At 41.5% G+C, this 17,181-nt stretch carries 15 protein-coding genes and 1 pseudogene; 3 read left to right on the top strand and 13 right to left on the bottom strand.

Going from position 1 to position 17,181, the window contains the following annotated elements:
* Positions 1-81 precede the first annotated feature (81 nt).
* The 4 genes from H8A87_RS06035 to H8A87_RS06020 form a co-directional block, all read right to left on the bottom strand.
* On the bottom strand, positions 82-741 hold the full coding sequence (locus tag H8A87_RS06035) for a 50S ribosomal protein L11 methyltransferase (protein WP_198689085.1): 660 nt from the start codon (positions 739-741) through the stop codon (positions 82-84).
* A 647-nt stretch (positions 742-1,388) separates the two neighbouring features.
* On the bottom strand, positions 1,389-2,579 hold the full coding sequence (gene lhgO, locus H8A87_RS06030; RefSeq protein ID WP_198689084.1) for an L-2-hydroxyglutarate oxidase: 1,191 nt from the start codon (positions 2,577-2,579) through the stop codon (positions 1,389-1,391).
* Positions 2,580-2,612: 33 nt separating this feature from the next.
* Positions 2,613-4,553: a TRAP transporter permease gene (locus tag H8A87_RS06025; protein WP_198689083.1), complete on the bottom strand. Its 1,941-nt coding sequence runs from the start codon at positions 4,551-4,553 to the stop codon at positions 2,613-2,615.
* On the bottom strand, positions 4,550-5,593 hold the full coding sequence (locus H8A87_RS06020) for a TAXI family TRAP transporter solute-binding subunit (RefSeq protein WP_198689082.1): 1,044 nt from the start codon (positions 5,591-5,593) through the stop codon (positions 4,550-4,552). The genes H8A87_RS06025 and H8A87_RS06020 overlap by 4 nt, the downstream gene beginning before the upstream one ends.
* Before the next feature lie 342 nt (positions 5,594-5,935).
* Between H8A87_RS06020 and H8A87_RS06015 the strand changes: the two genes are divergently transcribed.
* Positions 5,936-6,772 carry an alpha/beta fold hydrolase gene (locus tag H8A87_RS06015; RefSeq protein WP_198689081.1) on the top strand — a complete coding sequence of 279 codons (837 nt, stop codon included), beginning with the start codon at positions 5,936-5,938 and terminating at the stop codon, positions 6,770-6,772.
* A gap of 233 nt (positions 6,773-7,005) precedes the next feature.
* Here H8A87_RS06015 and H8A87_RS06010 read toward each other — a convergent pair whose 3' ends face one another.
* The 6 genes and pseudogenes from H8A87_RS06010 to copM form a co-directional block, all read right to left on the bottom strand.
* Positions 7,006-7,203, bottom strand: coding sequence for a hypothetical protein (locus H8A87_RS06010; protein WP_198689080.1), 198 nt, complete (start codon positions 7,201-7,203; stop codon positions 7,006-7,008).
* A 480-nt stretch (positions 7,204-7,683) separates the two neighbouring features.
* Positions 7,684-7,887: a hypothetical protein gene (locus H8A87_RS06005; RefSeq protein ID WP_198689079.1), complete on the bottom strand. Its 204-nt coding sequence runs from the start codon at positions 7,885-7,887 to the stop codon at positions 7,684-7,686.
* Between the two features lie 417 nt (positions 7,888-8,304).
* On the bottom strand, positions 8,305-8,883 hold the full coding sequence (locus H8A87_RS06000; protein ID WP_198689078.1) for an NAD(P)H-dependent oxidoreductase: 579 nt from the start codon (positions 8,881-8,883) through the stop codon (positions 8,305-8,307).
* Positions 8,884-9,005: 122 nt separating this feature from the next.
* Entirely contained in the window at positions 9,006-9,938 is a 933-nt protein-coding gene (locus H8A87_RS05995; RefSeq protein WP_198689077.1) for an AraC family transcriptional regulator, read from the bottom strand.
* Between the two features lie 78 nt (positions 9,939-10,016).
* Positions 10,017-10,214, bottom strand: a pseudogene (locus tag H8A87_RS05990) (transposase); the annotation flags it as partial.
* Positions 10,215-10,385: 171 nt separating this feature from the next.
* On the bottom strand, positions 10,386-10,712 hold the full coding sequence (gene copM, locus H8A87_RS05985) for a CopM family metallochaperone (RefSeq protein WP_198689076.1): 327 nt from the start codon (positions 10,710-10,712) through the stop codon (positions 10,386-10,388).
* Between the two features lie 330 nt (positions 10,713-11,042).
* On the opposite strand from copM, the gene H8A87_RS05980 reads away from it, so the two are divergent.
* On the top strand, positions 11,043-12,431 hold the full coding sequence (locus H8A87_RS05980; protein ID WP_198689124.1) for an amidohydrolase family protein: 1,389 nt from the start codon (positions 11,043-11,045) through the stop codon (positions 12,429-12,431).
* A 94-nt stretch (positions 12,432-12,525) separates the two neighbouring features.
* Here H8A87_RS05980 and ychF read toward each other — a convergent pair whose 3' ends face one another.
* Both ychF and pth read right to left on the bottom strand, forming a co-directional pair.
* A complete protein-coding gene (gene ychF / locus H8A87_RS05975; RefSeq protein ID WP_198689075.1) occupies positions 12,526-13,617 on the bottom strand; it encodes a redox-regulated ATPase YchF in 1,092 nt (363 codons plus the stop codon).
* A gap of 112 nt (positions 13,618-13,729) precedes the next feature.
* Positions 13,730-14,320 carry an aminoacyl-tRNA hydrolase gene (pth, locus tag H8A87_RS05970; protein WP_198689074.1) on the bottom strand — a complete coding sequence of 197 codons (591 nt, stop codon included), beginning with the start codon at positions 14,318-14,320 and terminating at the stop codon, positions 13,730-13,732.
* Between the two features lie 315 nt (positions 14,321-14,635).
* On the opposite strand from pth, the gene ychH reads away from it, so the two are divergent.
* Positions 14,636-14,911, top strand: a complete 276-nt coding sequence (gene ychH / locus H8A87_RS05965; protein ID WP_198689073.1) for a stress-induced protein YchH — start codon at positions 14,636-14,638, stop codon at positions 14,909-14,911.
* A 110-nt stretch (positions 14,912-15,021) separates the two neighbouring features.
* Here the strand turns inward: ychH and H8A87_RS05960 are convergent, their stop codons facing one another.
* Positions 15,022-17,004, bottom strand: a complete 1,983-nt coding sequence (locus H8A87_RS05960; RefSeq protein WP_198689072.1) for an autotransporter outer membrane beta-barrel domain-containing protein — start codon at positions 17,002-17,004, stop codon at positions 15,022-15,024.
* Positions 17,005-17,181 lie beyond the last annotated feature (177 nt).

Raw genomic sequence — 17,181 nt, 5'->3', positions numbered from 1 at the left:
AACCTGAAATCTATTGGGTATAGATAGTACGAGTCTTACAGCAAATGGATCGATTGATACCATTTCTGCCGTTTATCGAATTTATTTTTTTATTTCATGAAAACTCCACCATATCCCAAATTTTTTTTCTCTTTTTTCTTTGTGTATAACGGAATACTTTTTAAGTGTTTTGTAGAATGCCTCTATTGGGCCAAATTCTGCGAATGTCATAAACATTACCCCTTCATCTGTCAGATAGTTACGATACTGGCTAAAAAGAGTTTCTCCGTAACTTGATATGGTATGTCCTGAAAGGCTTTTTTCTGACCAAGATTCAGGAGAAATTGGCCCATTAGCAAATATGTAATCATATTTACCTTCGACAGACTCAAAGAGATTACTATTCATAAAATGGATGTCAGTAACCTTATTCAGATAAGCATTACTTTTAGCATGGTATAATATATGGTCATCGATATCTGTTGCTATTATCAAAGATGCGCCATTAAGGGCAGAATAAATAGCAAGAACACCACTGCCAGTTCCTATATCAAGAACTTTTTTCCCCGTAAAATTATGATGTCTAATATTTTTTATAAGTAATGGTGTAGAATGCGTTTGTAATGGGGATGGAAGGAATGCTTGAGGAGTAACAGATAACTTAATTCCTGCCAGTGTTATTTTTACAGGGGTTACATTATTCGTTCTTAATCTTTCCTGCTCCAACCACCATTTTATATAATTTTTGCTGTTCTTATTCATGGTAAACTCTTTTTGTTAGGATTATTTTCAATTATTAAGAATAGATACAGCCGAGAGTTTTTTATTTCACGTACTCCACCATACAAAGATTGGCATTTATCGCTTTATAATAAAGGTCTATGACTAATAGAAATCTGTAAAGGTTAAAACAGTTTCATTTCAGATGGTGGAAATAACGCTGAAAGTTTTTTTGCAATCTCTGAACATTGCTGTTTCTATGGATAAGCCTGTCTTTTGGGATATTTCTGCCACCAAGTCTATCAGCATGCTGTTAATTTACGCTATTACAGATTTTGTTACGGGAGGATTTTCTGAGGGGCATTCAGTTGCTATTCTTCAGGTAATTCTGTGTCGATAAAAATAAAATAGAAATCTATTGGTATATATTTTTTGAGAATTATCTTAATAAGTCTTAAATCATTATAATGATTTATTGTATCAATCGGTGAAATTGAATAATCGTTAGATACTGATAAAAGAGACTGAGTTATAACATAAGACGATAAATCACTTGGACAATAACTGAATAGTGAAGATGATATTCAATACGAAGATAAATTGATTCGAACTAATTAAGGCTATTCTAATTAATCTAAACTGACAGTGACCATTTTTTCGGTATCTGTCAGTTTAAAGTGTATAAATCCTCAAAGTTCCATAAAATACCGCTTTACAATCTCCCTGCCAATCTCCATCGAAGCTGTAGCCGCTGGTGAAGGTGCATTGCAAACATGCAGTGAACGGCGGCCCTTGACAAAGTAAAAATCATCCACCAATTTGCCATCGGCGGTTAGCGCTTGGGCACGAACGCCGGCTGGCCCCGGTGTGATATCTTCCGGCTGCAAATCAGGAATAAGCTGGCGGGCATTTTCGGTAAAAAGCTGGCGAGAAAAGGAACGACGCATTTCTGCCACGCCTTCGCAAAAATAGCGTGTGGCAATCTTCCAAAACCCTTTGTAAGTCAGTACTTCTGCTAAATCCCGTGGATTGAAATCCGTCTTGCGATACCCCTCGCGTTTAAACGCCAGTACCGCATTCGGGCCAACATCCCGCTTTCCATTGTGCATTCGCGTAAAATGGACGCCGAGGAAAGGAAAATCGGGATTGGGTACGGGATAAATCAGATGATTAACCAGATGGTTTTTACTGCTATCCAGTACATAATATTCACCGCGGAAGGGGACGATTTTCATACCGGTCTCATAGCCCGCCAGCTTGGCAACTCTGTCACTGTGCAATCCGGCACAATTTACCAGCCATTTTGTCTGATAGAGGGCTTGCTGAGTTTGTATTTCAACGTAGTCACTGTGTTCACGAATATCTTGAACTTGTTGCTGATAATGAATATCTCCACCTCTGGCTTGAATTATCTCAGCCAATTTTACAGCAATTTCTGGATAATTCACGATCCCGGCATCTGGTACTAAAATTGCCTCGAGACCGTTGACATAAGGCTCGCGCTCTTTCAATTGGGCTTGCGATAGTCGGCTGACTTCAAGGCCATTTTGCAATCCTCGCTGATAGATATTTTCTAGCAAGGAAAGCTCTTTTAGTTGCGTAGCAACAATCACCTTACCGCAACGGTCGTAATATAATCCGTGTTGCTGACAAAACTGATATATCGTGCGGTTTCCCTGTTTTGCCAGTTGTGCTTTCAAACTACCGGGCGTGTAGTAAATGCCGGAATGAACAACGTTGCTGTTATGGCCGCTTTGATGGGCAGCCGCGCCATTTTCTTTATCCAACACCAGCAAGCGCAAGTGCGGATTATGCTCTTGCAGGGCATTGGTAGTACCAAGCCCGACCAATCCTGCACCAATGATAATCACATCATACATTTTTAGCATGTTCCTTATCGGCTTCTATATCTTTCATCTTTTAAGTTGCTGCTTGTAGCGTAAGAAATGCATGGCTCCTGCGGCAACAATTAATCCTATTCCCATGAGATCGGTCAGCATTCCAGGTTTAATTAAAAGAATGGCGGCGATAGCGAAGAGAATTCTTTCCAACCAATGAGTTTTGCACATCCAGAAATTGGCGCTAGAGATGGAAAGCGAATAGATGCCAATCAGGGCGGTCAGGATCATATAACTGATGGACAGGACATTTAAATTATTGCCTTGCATCAATAGTGCTGGGTTGTACACCAAAATAAATGGAATGATAAAACCAGGTAAAGCCAATCGTACTGCGTTCCATGAAGTCTGCATCGGATCAGCGCGGGCGATGCTGGCAGCTGTGTAACTGGCAAGTGCCACAGGCGGCGTAATATTGGAAAGTGCGCCAAACCAGAAAACAAAGAAATGGGCAGCTAATGGTAAGACACCTGCTTTGATTAATATGGGTGACACTGTCACGGCAACAACGATATACAAGGCAGTTGAAGGCAATCCCATGCTGAGAACGATGCACACGACCATCACGACAAGCAGGATCATCCACAGCGTATTGTCGGTGAGGGACACAATATTGAAAGCGAGGGTCGAACCAATGCCAGTCATGGTAACAACACAGATAATGACCCCGATGGCGGCGCAGGCGACAGTGACTTGAATGGCTCCACGAGCCGCTTCATTCAGTGCATCGGCAATTTTCTTTGGTGTCATGCGCACGGACGTGTCTGGGGTGATCCAGCTTGCGATGATAATTGTGATAATACCGAGGAAACCAGCATAAATCGGTGTTTTCCCTGTCAATAGAGTTCCGATCACGATAAATAGCGGTAGCAATAGTAGACCACGGGCTTTCAGTACTACTTTGACTTGGGGGATATTTTCCTTGCTAATACCTTTTAGCCCCTGTTTTTTGGCTTCCAGATCAATGGCGATAATCAGGGCAGCGTAATAGAGCAGTGCTGGAATAATGGCCGCAATCACAATAGTGGTGTAGGAGATACCGAGAAAACCCGCCATGATAAATGCGGCAGCCCCCATGATAGGCGGCATGATCATGCCGCCTGTTGATGCCGCCGCTTCGACAGCACCGGCAAAACACGAGGACAGGCCGATATTTTTCATCAGGGGAATGGTGAAGGTGCCTGTTGTGGCAACGTTCGCAACAGCACTGCCACTGAGTGATCCCGTCAGGGCGGAAGAAATAACAGCAACCTGTGCTGGCCCACCACGCCGCCGCCCGGCAATTGACAGAGCAAGGTCATTGAACAATGCAGTCGCGCCGCTCACACTTAAAAATGAGCCAAACAGGATAAAGATGATGATTGCCGTTGATGCGGTGGATAGAGTAATGCCAAAAATGCCTTCGCTGGTCATGAATAGGCGAAATAGCAGGCGCTCAAGTGAAAATCCGGCATGTCCAAAGATCCCCATAAAGTACTGGCCGAATAGGGCATAGATGATGGCAAAAATGGATAAACCTGGTATGAAATAGCCCGTTGTTCGTCTTGCTGCCTCAAATAAGACACTCATGCCGATGACGGACATCACGTAATCCGTGGTATTCGGAACACTGTTGCGCACGACATGTAATTCAATATAAGTAAAGTAAAAATACCCGTAGCTGATCAATGTGAGCAGAATGAAAAGATAATCCCAATAATTGAATGTCGGCGTTGAATAGCGTTTGGAAATGGGAAACAGAATAAAACCTAAAACCAGAATGCCACCGAGGAATGTTGCATTGCGGTAAAACTCCTGCGTATTGGATAACGCATTAGAATAAATAGCATACAGGGAAAGGGTGATGGCCAGTATTGTCGTCAATTTCAGGGAGAAGCCAATCAAATGGCGGCTACCTGAACCCGCTTCTTTATCCAGCTCAACAGCAGAAGATGACGTTACATTGTCAGTGTTCATGGTGTCTCCATAATATTATGGTCAATTTTGAGTTCTGGTGGCGCAAGGGAATCAGGGATATCCAGACCAATTTCGCGATAATATTGATATGCTCCGAGATGTAATGGCACGGAGACACCTTTGAGCGCGTTTTCGGGCAAAATGTATTTTGCGGAGCTGTGGATTTGATGAACTTCCTGCTGATTTTCAAACATCGTCTTTGTTAACTCATAGATTATTTTTTCATCTATTTCGCGAGTTGTCATTAGAATATTGGGTTGCGCAATAGTTTGAACGGGCTGTTTCTGGCGTGGATAAGTTTCTGGTTTGATGACAAAACGAAACCATGAGTTGGCAATGGCATTAATCTTCTCCAGTTGTTCGTCTGTCACATTTAGAATACGGGCAGAAACGCCACTGGCATACATATCTGTGACAGCTGATGCCGGTACACCAGCGGGCAGAGCACCACCATCAAGACGACCATCCCGCATGGCAGAAACCGTATCACCATAGCCAAGATATTCTGGATGAATATCTTGCTTGCTGAGATTGACACCTTTCAGAATAATCAGTGTGGATTGTTCGGTGCCGCTGGCTTGCGGCCCAACAGAAAAACGGGTGCCTGCAATATCATTCAACGTACCATCTTTGACTTTCTCGTCTAATAAAACAAAGTGCTCAACATTTGGCCAAAGCACCGAAATTGAACGCAGATCTTGATAAGGACGGTTTTCGAAATTCCGGACACCTTGATAAGCTTCGACGGCGATCAAACTCTGTAAAATAGCGAGCTGTGCTTCATCTTTCTGGAGCAGGTCAATATTCTCAATCGAACCAGCTGAAGATTGCCCTGTGACTTGAATATTTTCCTGCTTCAGATGGTTACTCCAGACATTAGCTAACCCCACGCCCATTGGATAATAAGTTCCGCCTGTGGAAGCTGTAGCTACGGAAAGAAAGCGTTTATTGGCATTTTCTACTTTTCCTGCAATGGCCATGATAACCAGAGTCATGGCGGCGAGCGTTGCTAATAGGAGTTTTACTTTTTTTATTGTCATAACGTAATTACCGGATGTTGTGTAACAAATATTTAAGATTTGCATTAACTTGTATACAACATTACCTACCTAGCCCAGAGCTTAATGTTGTAAATTTGTGATAAATATTCGGTAAATGTTAGAGTGTAAACAAAAAATATGCAGTACTGATAGATTTTGAGTAAGAAAAGCATGGAATAGTCTTTCAAGGGATAAGCATTTTAGGTTTTATCAATAAATTTCATCTCAACGTGCGGGGGATCTCAATTCAGTAAAAGTCTCTATCGTTTATGATGATCCAATGCTGGCAGCTCGTGATACCAATAAACCGATAGGTTTCCTTTATTAATGAGGAGTAGAACAATGACTACTACACACGATGATATTAATCACTATGATATTCAAACCCGTTATGCTGGTATTTCAGTAATCGATACTGGTGGGAATGGGTTACCTGTTCTTTTGATACATGGCAATTCAAGTTGTAAAGAAATATTTCGTCACCAAATTAATTACCTAAAAGGGAAGTATCGGGTTTTGGCGTTAGATTTGCCTGGACATGGTGCTTCATCAAACGCCAGCGAACCACGACAAGTGTATTCCATGTCTGGTTATGCACACACTGTCATTGAGGTATTGGAAAAAATAGGTATTAACCGATTAGTCGTTTTTGGCTGGTCATTAGGGGGGCATATTGGGTTGGAAATGTTGGCTTTGTTTCCTAAAATGATTGGGTTAATGATTAGTGGTACTCCGCCAGTATCAGTTGGTGCAGATAACGTGGCTCGTGGTTTTCTTCCTAGCGAGCATATGGGGCTTGCTGGTAAAGCGGAGTTTACTGAGGAAGATATCAAGAATTTTGCTTCTGAAACTTGTGGGATTAATGCTCCTCATGAGTCTTTTCTCATTGAAGCGGTAGCAAGAACAGATGGATTGTCACGGCAGTATATGTTTGAAGCCTTTCTTTCTTCTCACGCAGCTGATCAAAAATTATTGGCTGAAAACAGTGAAATACCGTTAGCGATTGTTAATGGTATTGGTGATCCATTTATCAACATTGACTACATTAATGGATTGAACTACCAAAGTCTTTGGAAGGGACAGGTTGTCAATTTAGCTGGCATTGACCATGCGCCTTTCTGGGAAGCGCCCGAATTATTTAATCCAATCTTGGCTGAGTTCCTTAAGAGTTTTCAATGAAATACTTTGAATAAATAGATTAATAGCAGGAGTATGAGAATGCTAATATCATGTAATGAGACAGAAAGGACAATAGGAGTAATTACAAGATAAATATGATAAATAATAGTGGGAGCTTTTTCTTACATGTTTATTCAATAAATCATCAAAAAGAGCTTCCCACCATTATGAATTAATAAATCCTAATTCATTATTATTAATGAAACTCAAGCCTATTTATTCATTGTGAAAATTTAAATTAGTTCACAGAGAATTTTGTATTTTTCTGGAATAAGTTTCAAACACAGCTCATGAAGGAAGCCTGAGTCGTTGGTAGGATTAGATTTTACATTTGTGGTCGTCATTGGTGTGGTGTTTTCTGCGTTTGCGGTGTTAACAGAGAATCCACCAATAATTGTTGCAGCGAGACACATTGCAATTATTTTTTTCATGATTAGATACCTCAGATGTGATGTTAATGTGAGTAATTGTATTTACTGTTCAGTGAATGTTGTCACTGAAATTTTATTTTACAGTTAATTTTTATTTTTTGTTCTGGTTTTTGTATTTGGTTTACATAATATTTATTTGATGATTTTGTTATGTATTAAATAATTGATTATTACAATATACTTTCATTTTTTATTGATGAAGTATGGAGTAAAGTTGATGTTTACTGCCGTCATCACCCTAAATTAGGAGATATAAAAGGGTATGAGTTAAAATCCCGATTTGTGAACATGACGATGGGTAACACCGATATATTTGTGATCTAATTATTTTAATACACAGCCCAGAGTCATAACTACACCAAGAGTTATAACTACAAGATAAATATAATAAATAATCGTGGGAGCCTTTTATTGCATGTTTATTCAATAAATCATCAAAAAGAGCCACCCACCATTATTATTAATGAAAACCAAACTTATTTATTCAAAGTATTCACATAAAAATCTATACTCTTGTGATAGAAGTTTAAGACATATATTTTTAAGGAAGTTATTCTCATTTTGAGAATTAGCATCAGATTTTACATGTGTAGAAACAGGTGTGGTGTTTTCTGCGTTTGCTGCATTAACAGAGAATCCGCCAATAATTGTTGCAGCAAGACACATTGCAATTATTTTTTTCATGATTAGATACCTCAGGTGTTAATGTGATTGAATGTATTTGAAGTTCAGTGGGTCTTATCACTGATAACTTTATTTTACAGTTAATTTTTTATATTGTGTTCTGGTTTTCTTATTTGGTTTACATAATATTTATTTGATAAGTCTAGCTGTAGCTACTTTATGTAATAACTATGTGTTTTTATAATAAATTATGTGAATGCAAGTTTATTTATTGGAGGTTCGTTAATAGAATATTTTATTTCTTGTGTAATAATTAATGGCGTTATTTTTTGTTAGTGCGGTGTTTAATGCTGGTATATTGAAACGATTGTAGAGGGAGATAAAAATCCACCTGATAAACAAGTGGATATACATATATACTCTTTATCTTCTAAGCTGCTGTTTGAAATCTATTGAGTATAGATAATAAATCAACTCTTAGAAAAAGGCTGATAAATGAGTTTTCAATCGCTTAATATCCTGCAAAATTTGTGGATTTTTCATCACATCATGGCAAGCAAATGTCGGTAATGGAGACATACCTAAAAATTGGTTTGCTTTATGAAAAGGGTAGTAAACACTGTCGATACCTTTTCCTTCAAAAAATTGATTAGGATCTTCAAATGATTCCAGTGGCGCATTCCAAGTCACTGAGAACATATAATTCTTGCCTTGTATTAGACCGCCTGAGCCATATTTTTTGGCAGGATTGTTGCGGGTTCGTCCATCATCCTTAAATAATGTACTGTGACCGGCACTAAAAACCTCATCGACATATTTTTTCAAAATCCATGGCGCTTCCATCCACCAGCCCGGCATTTGGTAAATAATGCTATCTGCCCAAAAAAATTTATCAACCTCTGCGGCAATGTCATAGTCTTTATCTACATGCGTCACCTGAACAGCATGCCCCATTTCTGTCAGGTGCTCCTTGATAACTTCTGTTAAGGTATTATTTAATTCTCCTCTTGATTCACCAAAATCTTTTGCTGAATTGATAACTAAAATACGGCCCATAATAATCCTCTGTTTTATTTTTTTGATAAATCACGGATTATCTTAGAACTGATTTTGATTGAAAGTGTGCCTATTCATTGCCAATCATTGCCTGATTCTCCAGTAATATCTATTTTCTGCATTCATTGTTTTTGTGACACACGTAATCGTTTGATATCTCGGCAAGGAGGCTCACCAAAAAGGCGATTATATTCACGGTTGAATTGGGAAGTGCTTTCATAACCAACCTGAAATGCGGTGGTTGATACGTTGTAGTGTTGTGTCAACAATATTCGCCTTGCTTCGTGCAAACGTAGCCACTTTTGGTACTGTAACGGACTCATTGAGGTAACAGCTTTAAAGTGGTGATGAAAAGAAGAGGGACTCATTTTGGCGATTTGAGCAAGCTGTTCGACTTTAACCGGATCGGAAAAATTTTCCTTTAACCATTTAATCGCCTGACTGATTTGATGGCTTGGGCTTTCTTGAGAGGCCATTTGCTGCAAACGTCCCCCCAACTCACTTTTTAGCAGTCGATAAATGATCTCTTTATGTATTAGGGGGGAGAGGACGGGAATATCTTCCGGCGTGTTCAATATATCCAATAAACGATTAAAACAGCTCAGCAGATCCGCAGTGGCCGAGGTCACTGCCAATGCGCATGTATCCTGCGTTTGATGCTTTATCATAACCTTATCTTCAACCATTAACTTTGACGCTTCCTGAATATCTAGCCGCAACATCAGGGCAAAAAAGGGTTTTTCCTTAGATGCGGTACAAATCTGGGTAATGGTGGGGATATTTGTCGAAGTTACTAAAAGCTGCTGGGAATCACAGCAATAAGAGCGATCACCAATTGTCACTCGTTTTGCCCCTTGGGCAATGACCATAATACTGGGCTCGTATAGCCAGCCTATCGGATCTGTCGGCTGTTCCAAATGGCAAAGTGTCAATTGAGGAATCGCTGTTTTTACAGCGTGTGTATTGGGGCGCGTTAATTTAGCTACTTTTCCAGCTAATTGCCGTAACTGGATTTCGGTTTCTGTTGTATCGGACGGATGATGCAATGCACTCATTTCTTGCTCCCTTGCTCATACAAAATGACTAATTATTCGTGCGTTATTAAGCATATCGCCTGAAGGTAGAAATTTGTATCAGTAACAATGCTTAGCCTTTTTAAGGCAATAAGCAATCAGTCCGCCCAAAACAGTTAATATGAAACCCTTTACGCTACGGTGAAGCGAGTGTTCTATCTGAGAAATATTTTTTAATTGATCATTGATAGTTTCTATAATAAAACGCTTTGATAACATAAAGTTGTCCCATGCGGCGAGAATTTGTGCCTTCATATTATTGCCTTCTCCTTCTACGTAGCAGTTCAAATTTGATCTGATAGTTGCCCAACTTGTAGCCAACCAAAGTACAGTCAAAGCCAAGAAGATATAAGGTTAAATAAGAAAAGCCAGCAGAAACAGAAGAGCTTCCATTGGCTTTATAAAATTAATATGCAAGGATATGAAAGATTACTTTTTATTTTTCTCTAACCATTTTTGCATTTGCTTAATCTCAGCATCCTGTGCCTTGACAATATTTTCTGCAAGTTGCCTCATTTCTGGATCTTTGCCGTACTTAAGCTCTATTGTTGCCATTTCAACAGCTCCGATATGATGGGCTAACATGCCTTTAGCAAAGGCTTGATCAGCATTATCAGCCATCATACTTTTATGCATATCATCATTCATTTTTGTCATTGAGGCATTAAGCTCTTCTTTCATCGTATCGGTATTCGCTATAGCACTGAAAGCAAATGTGTTGGCAATTATTGATGCAAAAATTAAAGTTTTTTTCATGCTGTTCTCCTTAGGTTCTTCTTAAGAAGATAAAGCTTCCCCTTAGGGCAAGGTCAATGATATGGAGAGAAATTTTAGTATATTTACAATACATACATCGAATTTTTAATCATTAATAGCCTAATGGGATAGGTTCTAAGTTCATATTATTCATCAAATTAATTGAGTTTCTTTTCATGGGATAGAGTATTAACCAGAATTCAGGTTAAATAGTTATATGGACACCAACTCAATTAAAATTGGTGTCCATATAACTATTTAGACCACGGCATTTAGTGAAATGCAGTGAGATGGGCACGCATATTGTTAACGTCTGGAAAGGGAGAAAACATGAACGAAAATAAAAACCGTCGTGAGTTCTTAAGTCAGAGCGGCAAAATGGTCACTGCCTGCGCGCTGTTTGGTGCCATCAGCCCCGTCGCGTATGCTACTCAGTCAGCTACAGCGAACTGTGAAGCGGATAATTCCATGAAAATAACCGATAAGCACTACTATTTGGATAACGTTTTGCTGGAGTCCGGGTTTGTGTTTGAGGAGCAGACGGCAGTCAGCACTCTGACTGAATTGGGAACTCTGGAAATCAACAATGGAAAAATTGTTGCCATGCACGGGAACAAGCAGCGCCCGGACAGCACGTTGCCACGTTACGATGCGGGTGGCAAACTGATGCTTCCGGCGATGCGGGATATGCACATCCATCTGGATAAAACATTTTATGGCGGTCCGTGGCGTGCCCTCAATCGACCGGCAGAGACCACCATTCAAGATATGATCAAATTTGAGCAGAAACTACTGCCAGAGTTGCAATCGTACACCCAAGAGCGCGCGGAAAAGCTGATTGATCTTATCCAGTCGAAAGGCTCCACTATCGCTCGCAGCCACTGCAATGTTGAGCCAACCTCAGGCCTGAAAAATCTCGAAAATCTGCAAGCGGTACTGGCGCGTCGTCAGTCTGGTTTCAGCTGTGAGATTGTGGCTTTCCCGCAGCACGGTTTGCTGCTCTCGAAATCGGAACCGTTGATGCGTGAAGCGATGCAGATGGGGGCGCACTACGTGGGCGGTCTCGATCCGACCAATGTAGACGGCTCGATGGAAAAATCCCTCGATACGATGTTCCAGATTGCGTTGGATTATGGCAAAGGGGTGGATATTCATCTGCATGAAACCAGCCCAGAAGGTATGGCGGCGATTAACTACATGGTAGAAACCGTAGAAAAAACGCCACAGCTGAAAGGCAAACTGACCATCAGCCACGCCTTTGCGCTGGCGACGCTTGACGAACAGCAGGTGGATGAAATAGCTGCTCGAATGGCAGCACAGCAGGTGGCTATTGCTTCGACTGTGCCTATTGGTACGCTGCATATGCCGCTCAGACAGTTACGCGATAAAGGTGTGTTTGTGATGACTGGCACCGATAGCGTGATTGATCACTGGTCGCCGTATGGTTTGGGTGACATGCTGGAGAAAGCCAACCTGTACGCACAGCTATACATTCGTCCTAACGAGCAAACGTTATCTCGTGCGCTGGCGATTGCTACCGGCGACGTGCTGCCGCTCAACGATAAAGGTGAGCGCGTATGGCCTAAAGTGCAGGATGATGCCAGCTTTGTGCTGGTGGATGCCTCCTGTTCCGCCGAGGCGGTGGCGCGTATTTCGCCACGAACTGCGACGTTCCATAACGGGGAAATGGTGTGGGGGAGTGTGAGGAAAACGGGATAAGTCAGCTCAAAAATCCACGCAACAGCGTGGATTTTATAGGCTTTATCAGTCTTAATAAGACATTCTGAAATGTCGTAAGATAAAAAATATTATTTTAGACGTTAAATAAGAAGTTCATCACATCGCCATCTTTAACGATATAATCTTTCCCTTCCGCACGCATCTTGCCGACTTCTTTCGCGCCTTGCTCACCTTTGTAAGCAATGAAATCTTCAAACGCGATGGTTTGGGCACGGATAAAGCCTTTTTCAAAATCAGTGTGAATTTTGCCCGCTGCTTGTGGAGCTGTAGCGCCTACTGGAATAGTCCAAGCACGCACTTCTTTCACGCCCGCGGTGAAGTAGGTTTGCAGGTTCAGCAGTTCATAGCCCGCACGAATAACACGGTTCAGGCCCGGTTCTTCCAGACCCAATTCAGCCATAAATTCTTCGCGGTCGGCATCTTCCAGTTCTGCGATATCCGCTTCAATAGCCGCACAAACTGGAACGACGACAGAGCCTTCTTTTTCTGCAATGGCGCGAACGGTATCAAGATGTGGATTATTTTCGAAACCATCTTCATTGACGTTGGCAATGTACATGGTTGGTTTCAAGGTCAGGAAGCTCAGATAGCGAATCGCTGCTTTTTCTTCCTCGCTCAGGTCTAAAGCGCGTAGCATACCTGCTTGTTCAAGGTTAGGAAGGCACTTTTCCAAGGCTTCCAGTTCGGTCTTAGCATCTTTATCTCCGCCTTTGGCTTTCTTCTGTACACGATGGATGGCGCGTTCGCAGGTGTCCAGATCCGACAGGGCCAGCTCAGTATTGATAATGTCAATATCGGCGGCGGGATCAACCTGACCGGAAACGTGGATGATGTTGTCGTTTTCAAAGCAGCGTACAACATGGCCGATCGCTTCTGTTTCACGGATGTTGGTCAGGAATTGGTTGCCCAGACCTTCACCTTTTGAAGCACCTTTTACGAGACCAGCAATATCCACGAATTCCATAGTAGTTGGCAGTATGCGCTGTGGTTTGACAATCTCAGCCAATTGGTCGAGACGTGGGTCTGGCATCGGCACTACACCTGTGTTTGGCTCGATAGTGCAGAACGGGAAGTTTGCTGCTTCGATACCTGCTTTGGTCAGCGCATTGAATAATGTAGATTTCCCAACGTTAGGCAGGCCAACGATACCGCATTTGAATCCCATATATTTATCACCTTAAATCACTTATAAACCAACGAGCAATACGCTTGTCGGTGAGTTATACAAAATTGGCGCTATTATACATGCAATAACCCGCTGCGCCACGCACTCCCAGCTAGGTGCTGGTTTTAAATGCATGCAGGCGGTTAATCGCTTTGGACATACCATCTTTAATAAGAATGTCAGTGCAGCGCAATGCTTCATCAATGGCATCATCAATCAGCTTTTGCTCACTGGCAGGGGGCTTGCCAAGTACGAAACCCACGACTTTGTTTTTATCGCCCGGATGGCCGATACCGATACGCAAACGATGAAAGTTAGGGTTATTGCCGAACTTATTTTGAATGTCTTTCAGGCCGTTATGACCGCCATTACTGCCACCCAATTTCATTTTTGCCACACCAGGCGGTAGATCCAACTCATCATGCGCTACCAGAATTTCGTCCGGTTGGATGCGGTAGAATCCGACAAGGGCAAGGACAGATTTGCCACTGAGGTTCATGAAAGTGGTTGGCACCAGCAGGCGAATATCCTGCCCATTAATGTTGATGCGGGTGGTATAACCAAAAAATTTACTTTCTTCTTTTAGGGACTGGTTATAGCGTTGTGCTAACAAATCGACAAACCATGCTCCGGCATTATGTCTGGTCTGTGCATATTCAGCCCCAGGGTTTGCCAGGCCAACGATTAATTTTATGTTACTCACAGTTTAGGTTCGCTTATTGGCAATGGAACAAAAAAGGGAGGTAGTTTACCTATCTCAAGGCTTGAGTACAAAGCTGATTATATCTTTCATCATTCAAGTTGCTGCTGTGTTTTTGATAAATATAGCGCTCTTAATAAATATTATTTCGACAGAATGTAAAAAATTAGGTTTAAATTTGTACAACTTGTGATCGCCGCCGCAATAACCTTTTAAATTCTAAGCCTATAATTAATACAGAAGGAGATATCTACTTTCGTGCTTTTGAGTTCGTTGCGTTGACAAATTGGCGTTCAAAAAAAGTATTGGAGGTTGGTTATGAGACGTAAAAAAACTTTTATTTTTGGTAATATTCTCATGGGATTGGGAATGGCGGCAATGCTTGTCAGTCTGGCTTATGTATTACTCAGCCATATCTTCAGTTTTGGGCTGTCTGAATTACTGACAGACGGTGCATTAATGGGGGTATTTGTTGGTGCAGTCATTTGGCTGGCAGGTGCCAGTATTGGTGGTCGGGAACAGGTTACTGATAGGTATTGGTGGCTGAAAAATTACGATGAACGCTGTCGTCGTAAAAAACATCGGCATTCATGATTCTTATAAATATTAACACTCAACGAATTTAGGTAAGGCGGCAATTTTTACCGCCTTGCTTGTGAATTTTCTTTTGTATTTCTTCCCATTTTTATCCTGCATTCGGTATATCAAAAGCTGACATTGAAACCGAGATTCAAATCATAATTATGATTTGAAGTATTACCGCTTTTTTCATGTGATATGGCTGCAAATGCCCGAAAGTTATTGGTCAAATTCGCATTGATCCCAACGGTGTATTGAAAGCGGTTTCTATCTTGTTTTTTCCCCTGTTGTATGAAGGATGTTTTAGTGGAATTGATGGCGCTGCGAAGTGTATAGAGTTCATCATCGAATTGATGATTGAACAGGATAGAAGCGTAAGGATTGAAACGACCTAATTGAGCATCGACTCGCCAGCCCACTGAACCCACTTTAGAATTATAGTGCTGATCCCCAAAATGCATGGAAGTGCTATTGTTGCCGGATTCACGATAGCCATCAACATTCCCTTTATCCCAAGCATACTGGATGATTGGGCTGGTGGTTAGGTGATGGGTGATAGGGATATTCCAGCCAGCCGCGATTCGCCACCCCCACTGTTTGCCGGTCGTTGAGCCTGATTCTCTACGCGTGGCTTGACCAAGCTGGATGGTACGTGACAGATTGTCGTAATTGGTGCGTGAATAATGGAGATCGCCACTCAGCCAGCCGTTGTCATAGTAGTTCCATAGTGCATAAGTCGTTACGACATGGCCAGTAGCCGCATAATTGAAATCAGAAGTTGAACTTTGCTCATTTCGATAACGTGAAACTGTCGCCCCTAATAGCAAATCATCTGTCAGTTGATAATCGCTACCCAATGTGAGGGTGCTATTGTGGTTACCTGTGTACCCACCGAATATGCCAATTTTACCTTGTACATTACGGCTATTGCGAAGTTGTTGCAGGTGTCCATCAAGTGAGTTAAGGGCACTTGTGACGGGTATTCGGTTGATGTGATTCAACACCATCACCTGTAGTGGGGCGTTATAGATGGACATAATGTACTGACCGATCACCCGATGTGCATAAGGTGTCGGATGGAAGCTATCGGAAAACAAGTATGATTGGCTTTTATCAAAGTCGGGGTCGGAAGAAGAACAAACCATGGCAAGTTCACCTTGCGGGCAGGCATAACCAAGGGTATTGGAAATGCCATAGATGGTCGGATTCTCAATCACTTCCCGTAAGAGGCGATTGATATCGGCACGAAGGATATTACCATTACCAAGCTGGTCTTCTTCTTTCTGGTTATATTCGTCAGACAATTGGGAGGCAATTTTGCTGTTTTGATCATAGGCATCAAGTAGTTGATGGTAGATTTCTTTAGCTTTGTCTGGATCTTTGGGAGCAACACCTTCTGCGATTTTTTTTAAAACTCCTTCGATAATTTGATGCCGGGTAGCGATATTCGGTGTCGGGTGTTGGTTGATAGCCTGGTGAACTTTTGTCAGAATTTGCGTGATTTCATCTTCAGACACTTTACTTTTTTTTAATGCTCCCCGAAGTACTTCTTCCATAATTTTGGGGGTTGTACCAATATCGGGAACATTAGGTACAATAACCAAGCCAGCGTTAGCTTTAAGGAGTTGATTGACCTGCGATGCTGCGGATGCAGAACCATCATTGATCAGATCTTGTGCTGCGTCTTTATCTCCTTCCGCTAAAAATTCCAAAGCCTTAGAGATATTATTACCCCCCACCCAATGTATGTACAGACCATTGGGATCAGCCTGCCCAGAGTGTGCTTTTAAATAATCATCGAGTTGTTTTTTAGTGGGAGGAAAGATAATGTCCCAGATTGGATTCCGTGAACCATTAGCTGTTGCCCCTCCGTACGCATAATTAGTTCCGCCCTCAGTAGATTGTATTAACTTTTTGCCAGTGAGTTCCTGAGTAATATATTCATCGTATAGTTCAGCGTTTTTTCCATCTGTTGTGAATCTTCCTATATTCCCACCATCACTCAAACTATCACCAAAAACATAAACGTCGTCATAGGCATGGGCATTTGTTATGAAATAAACTAACAATGCTGTTGTCGCTGATATCAAAAAAAGTGCTTTTTTCATCGTAGTTCTCCTGAAAAGTAGCTCACTATTTTTACGTCAGCACAAAACCGTGAATTAAAAGATCATTTATCCATTCTCTCTGGTTGAGGGCCGATTTTCTGATTATTTCAGTTTGATAATACTTCGAGCTACATATACGGAAGATCAACGTCATGTCGGCGTATATATACGAATATT

It is taken from the genome of Xenorhabdus lircayensis (assembly GCF_016306625.1).
GTDB lineage: Bacteria > Pseudomonadota > Gammaproteobacteria > Enterobacterales > Enterobacteriaceae > Xenorhabdus > Xenorhabdus lircayensis.
The sequence above is the reverse complement of the archived record's forward strand: the minus strand, read 5'-3'. Positions and strand labels throughout refer to the sequence as shown.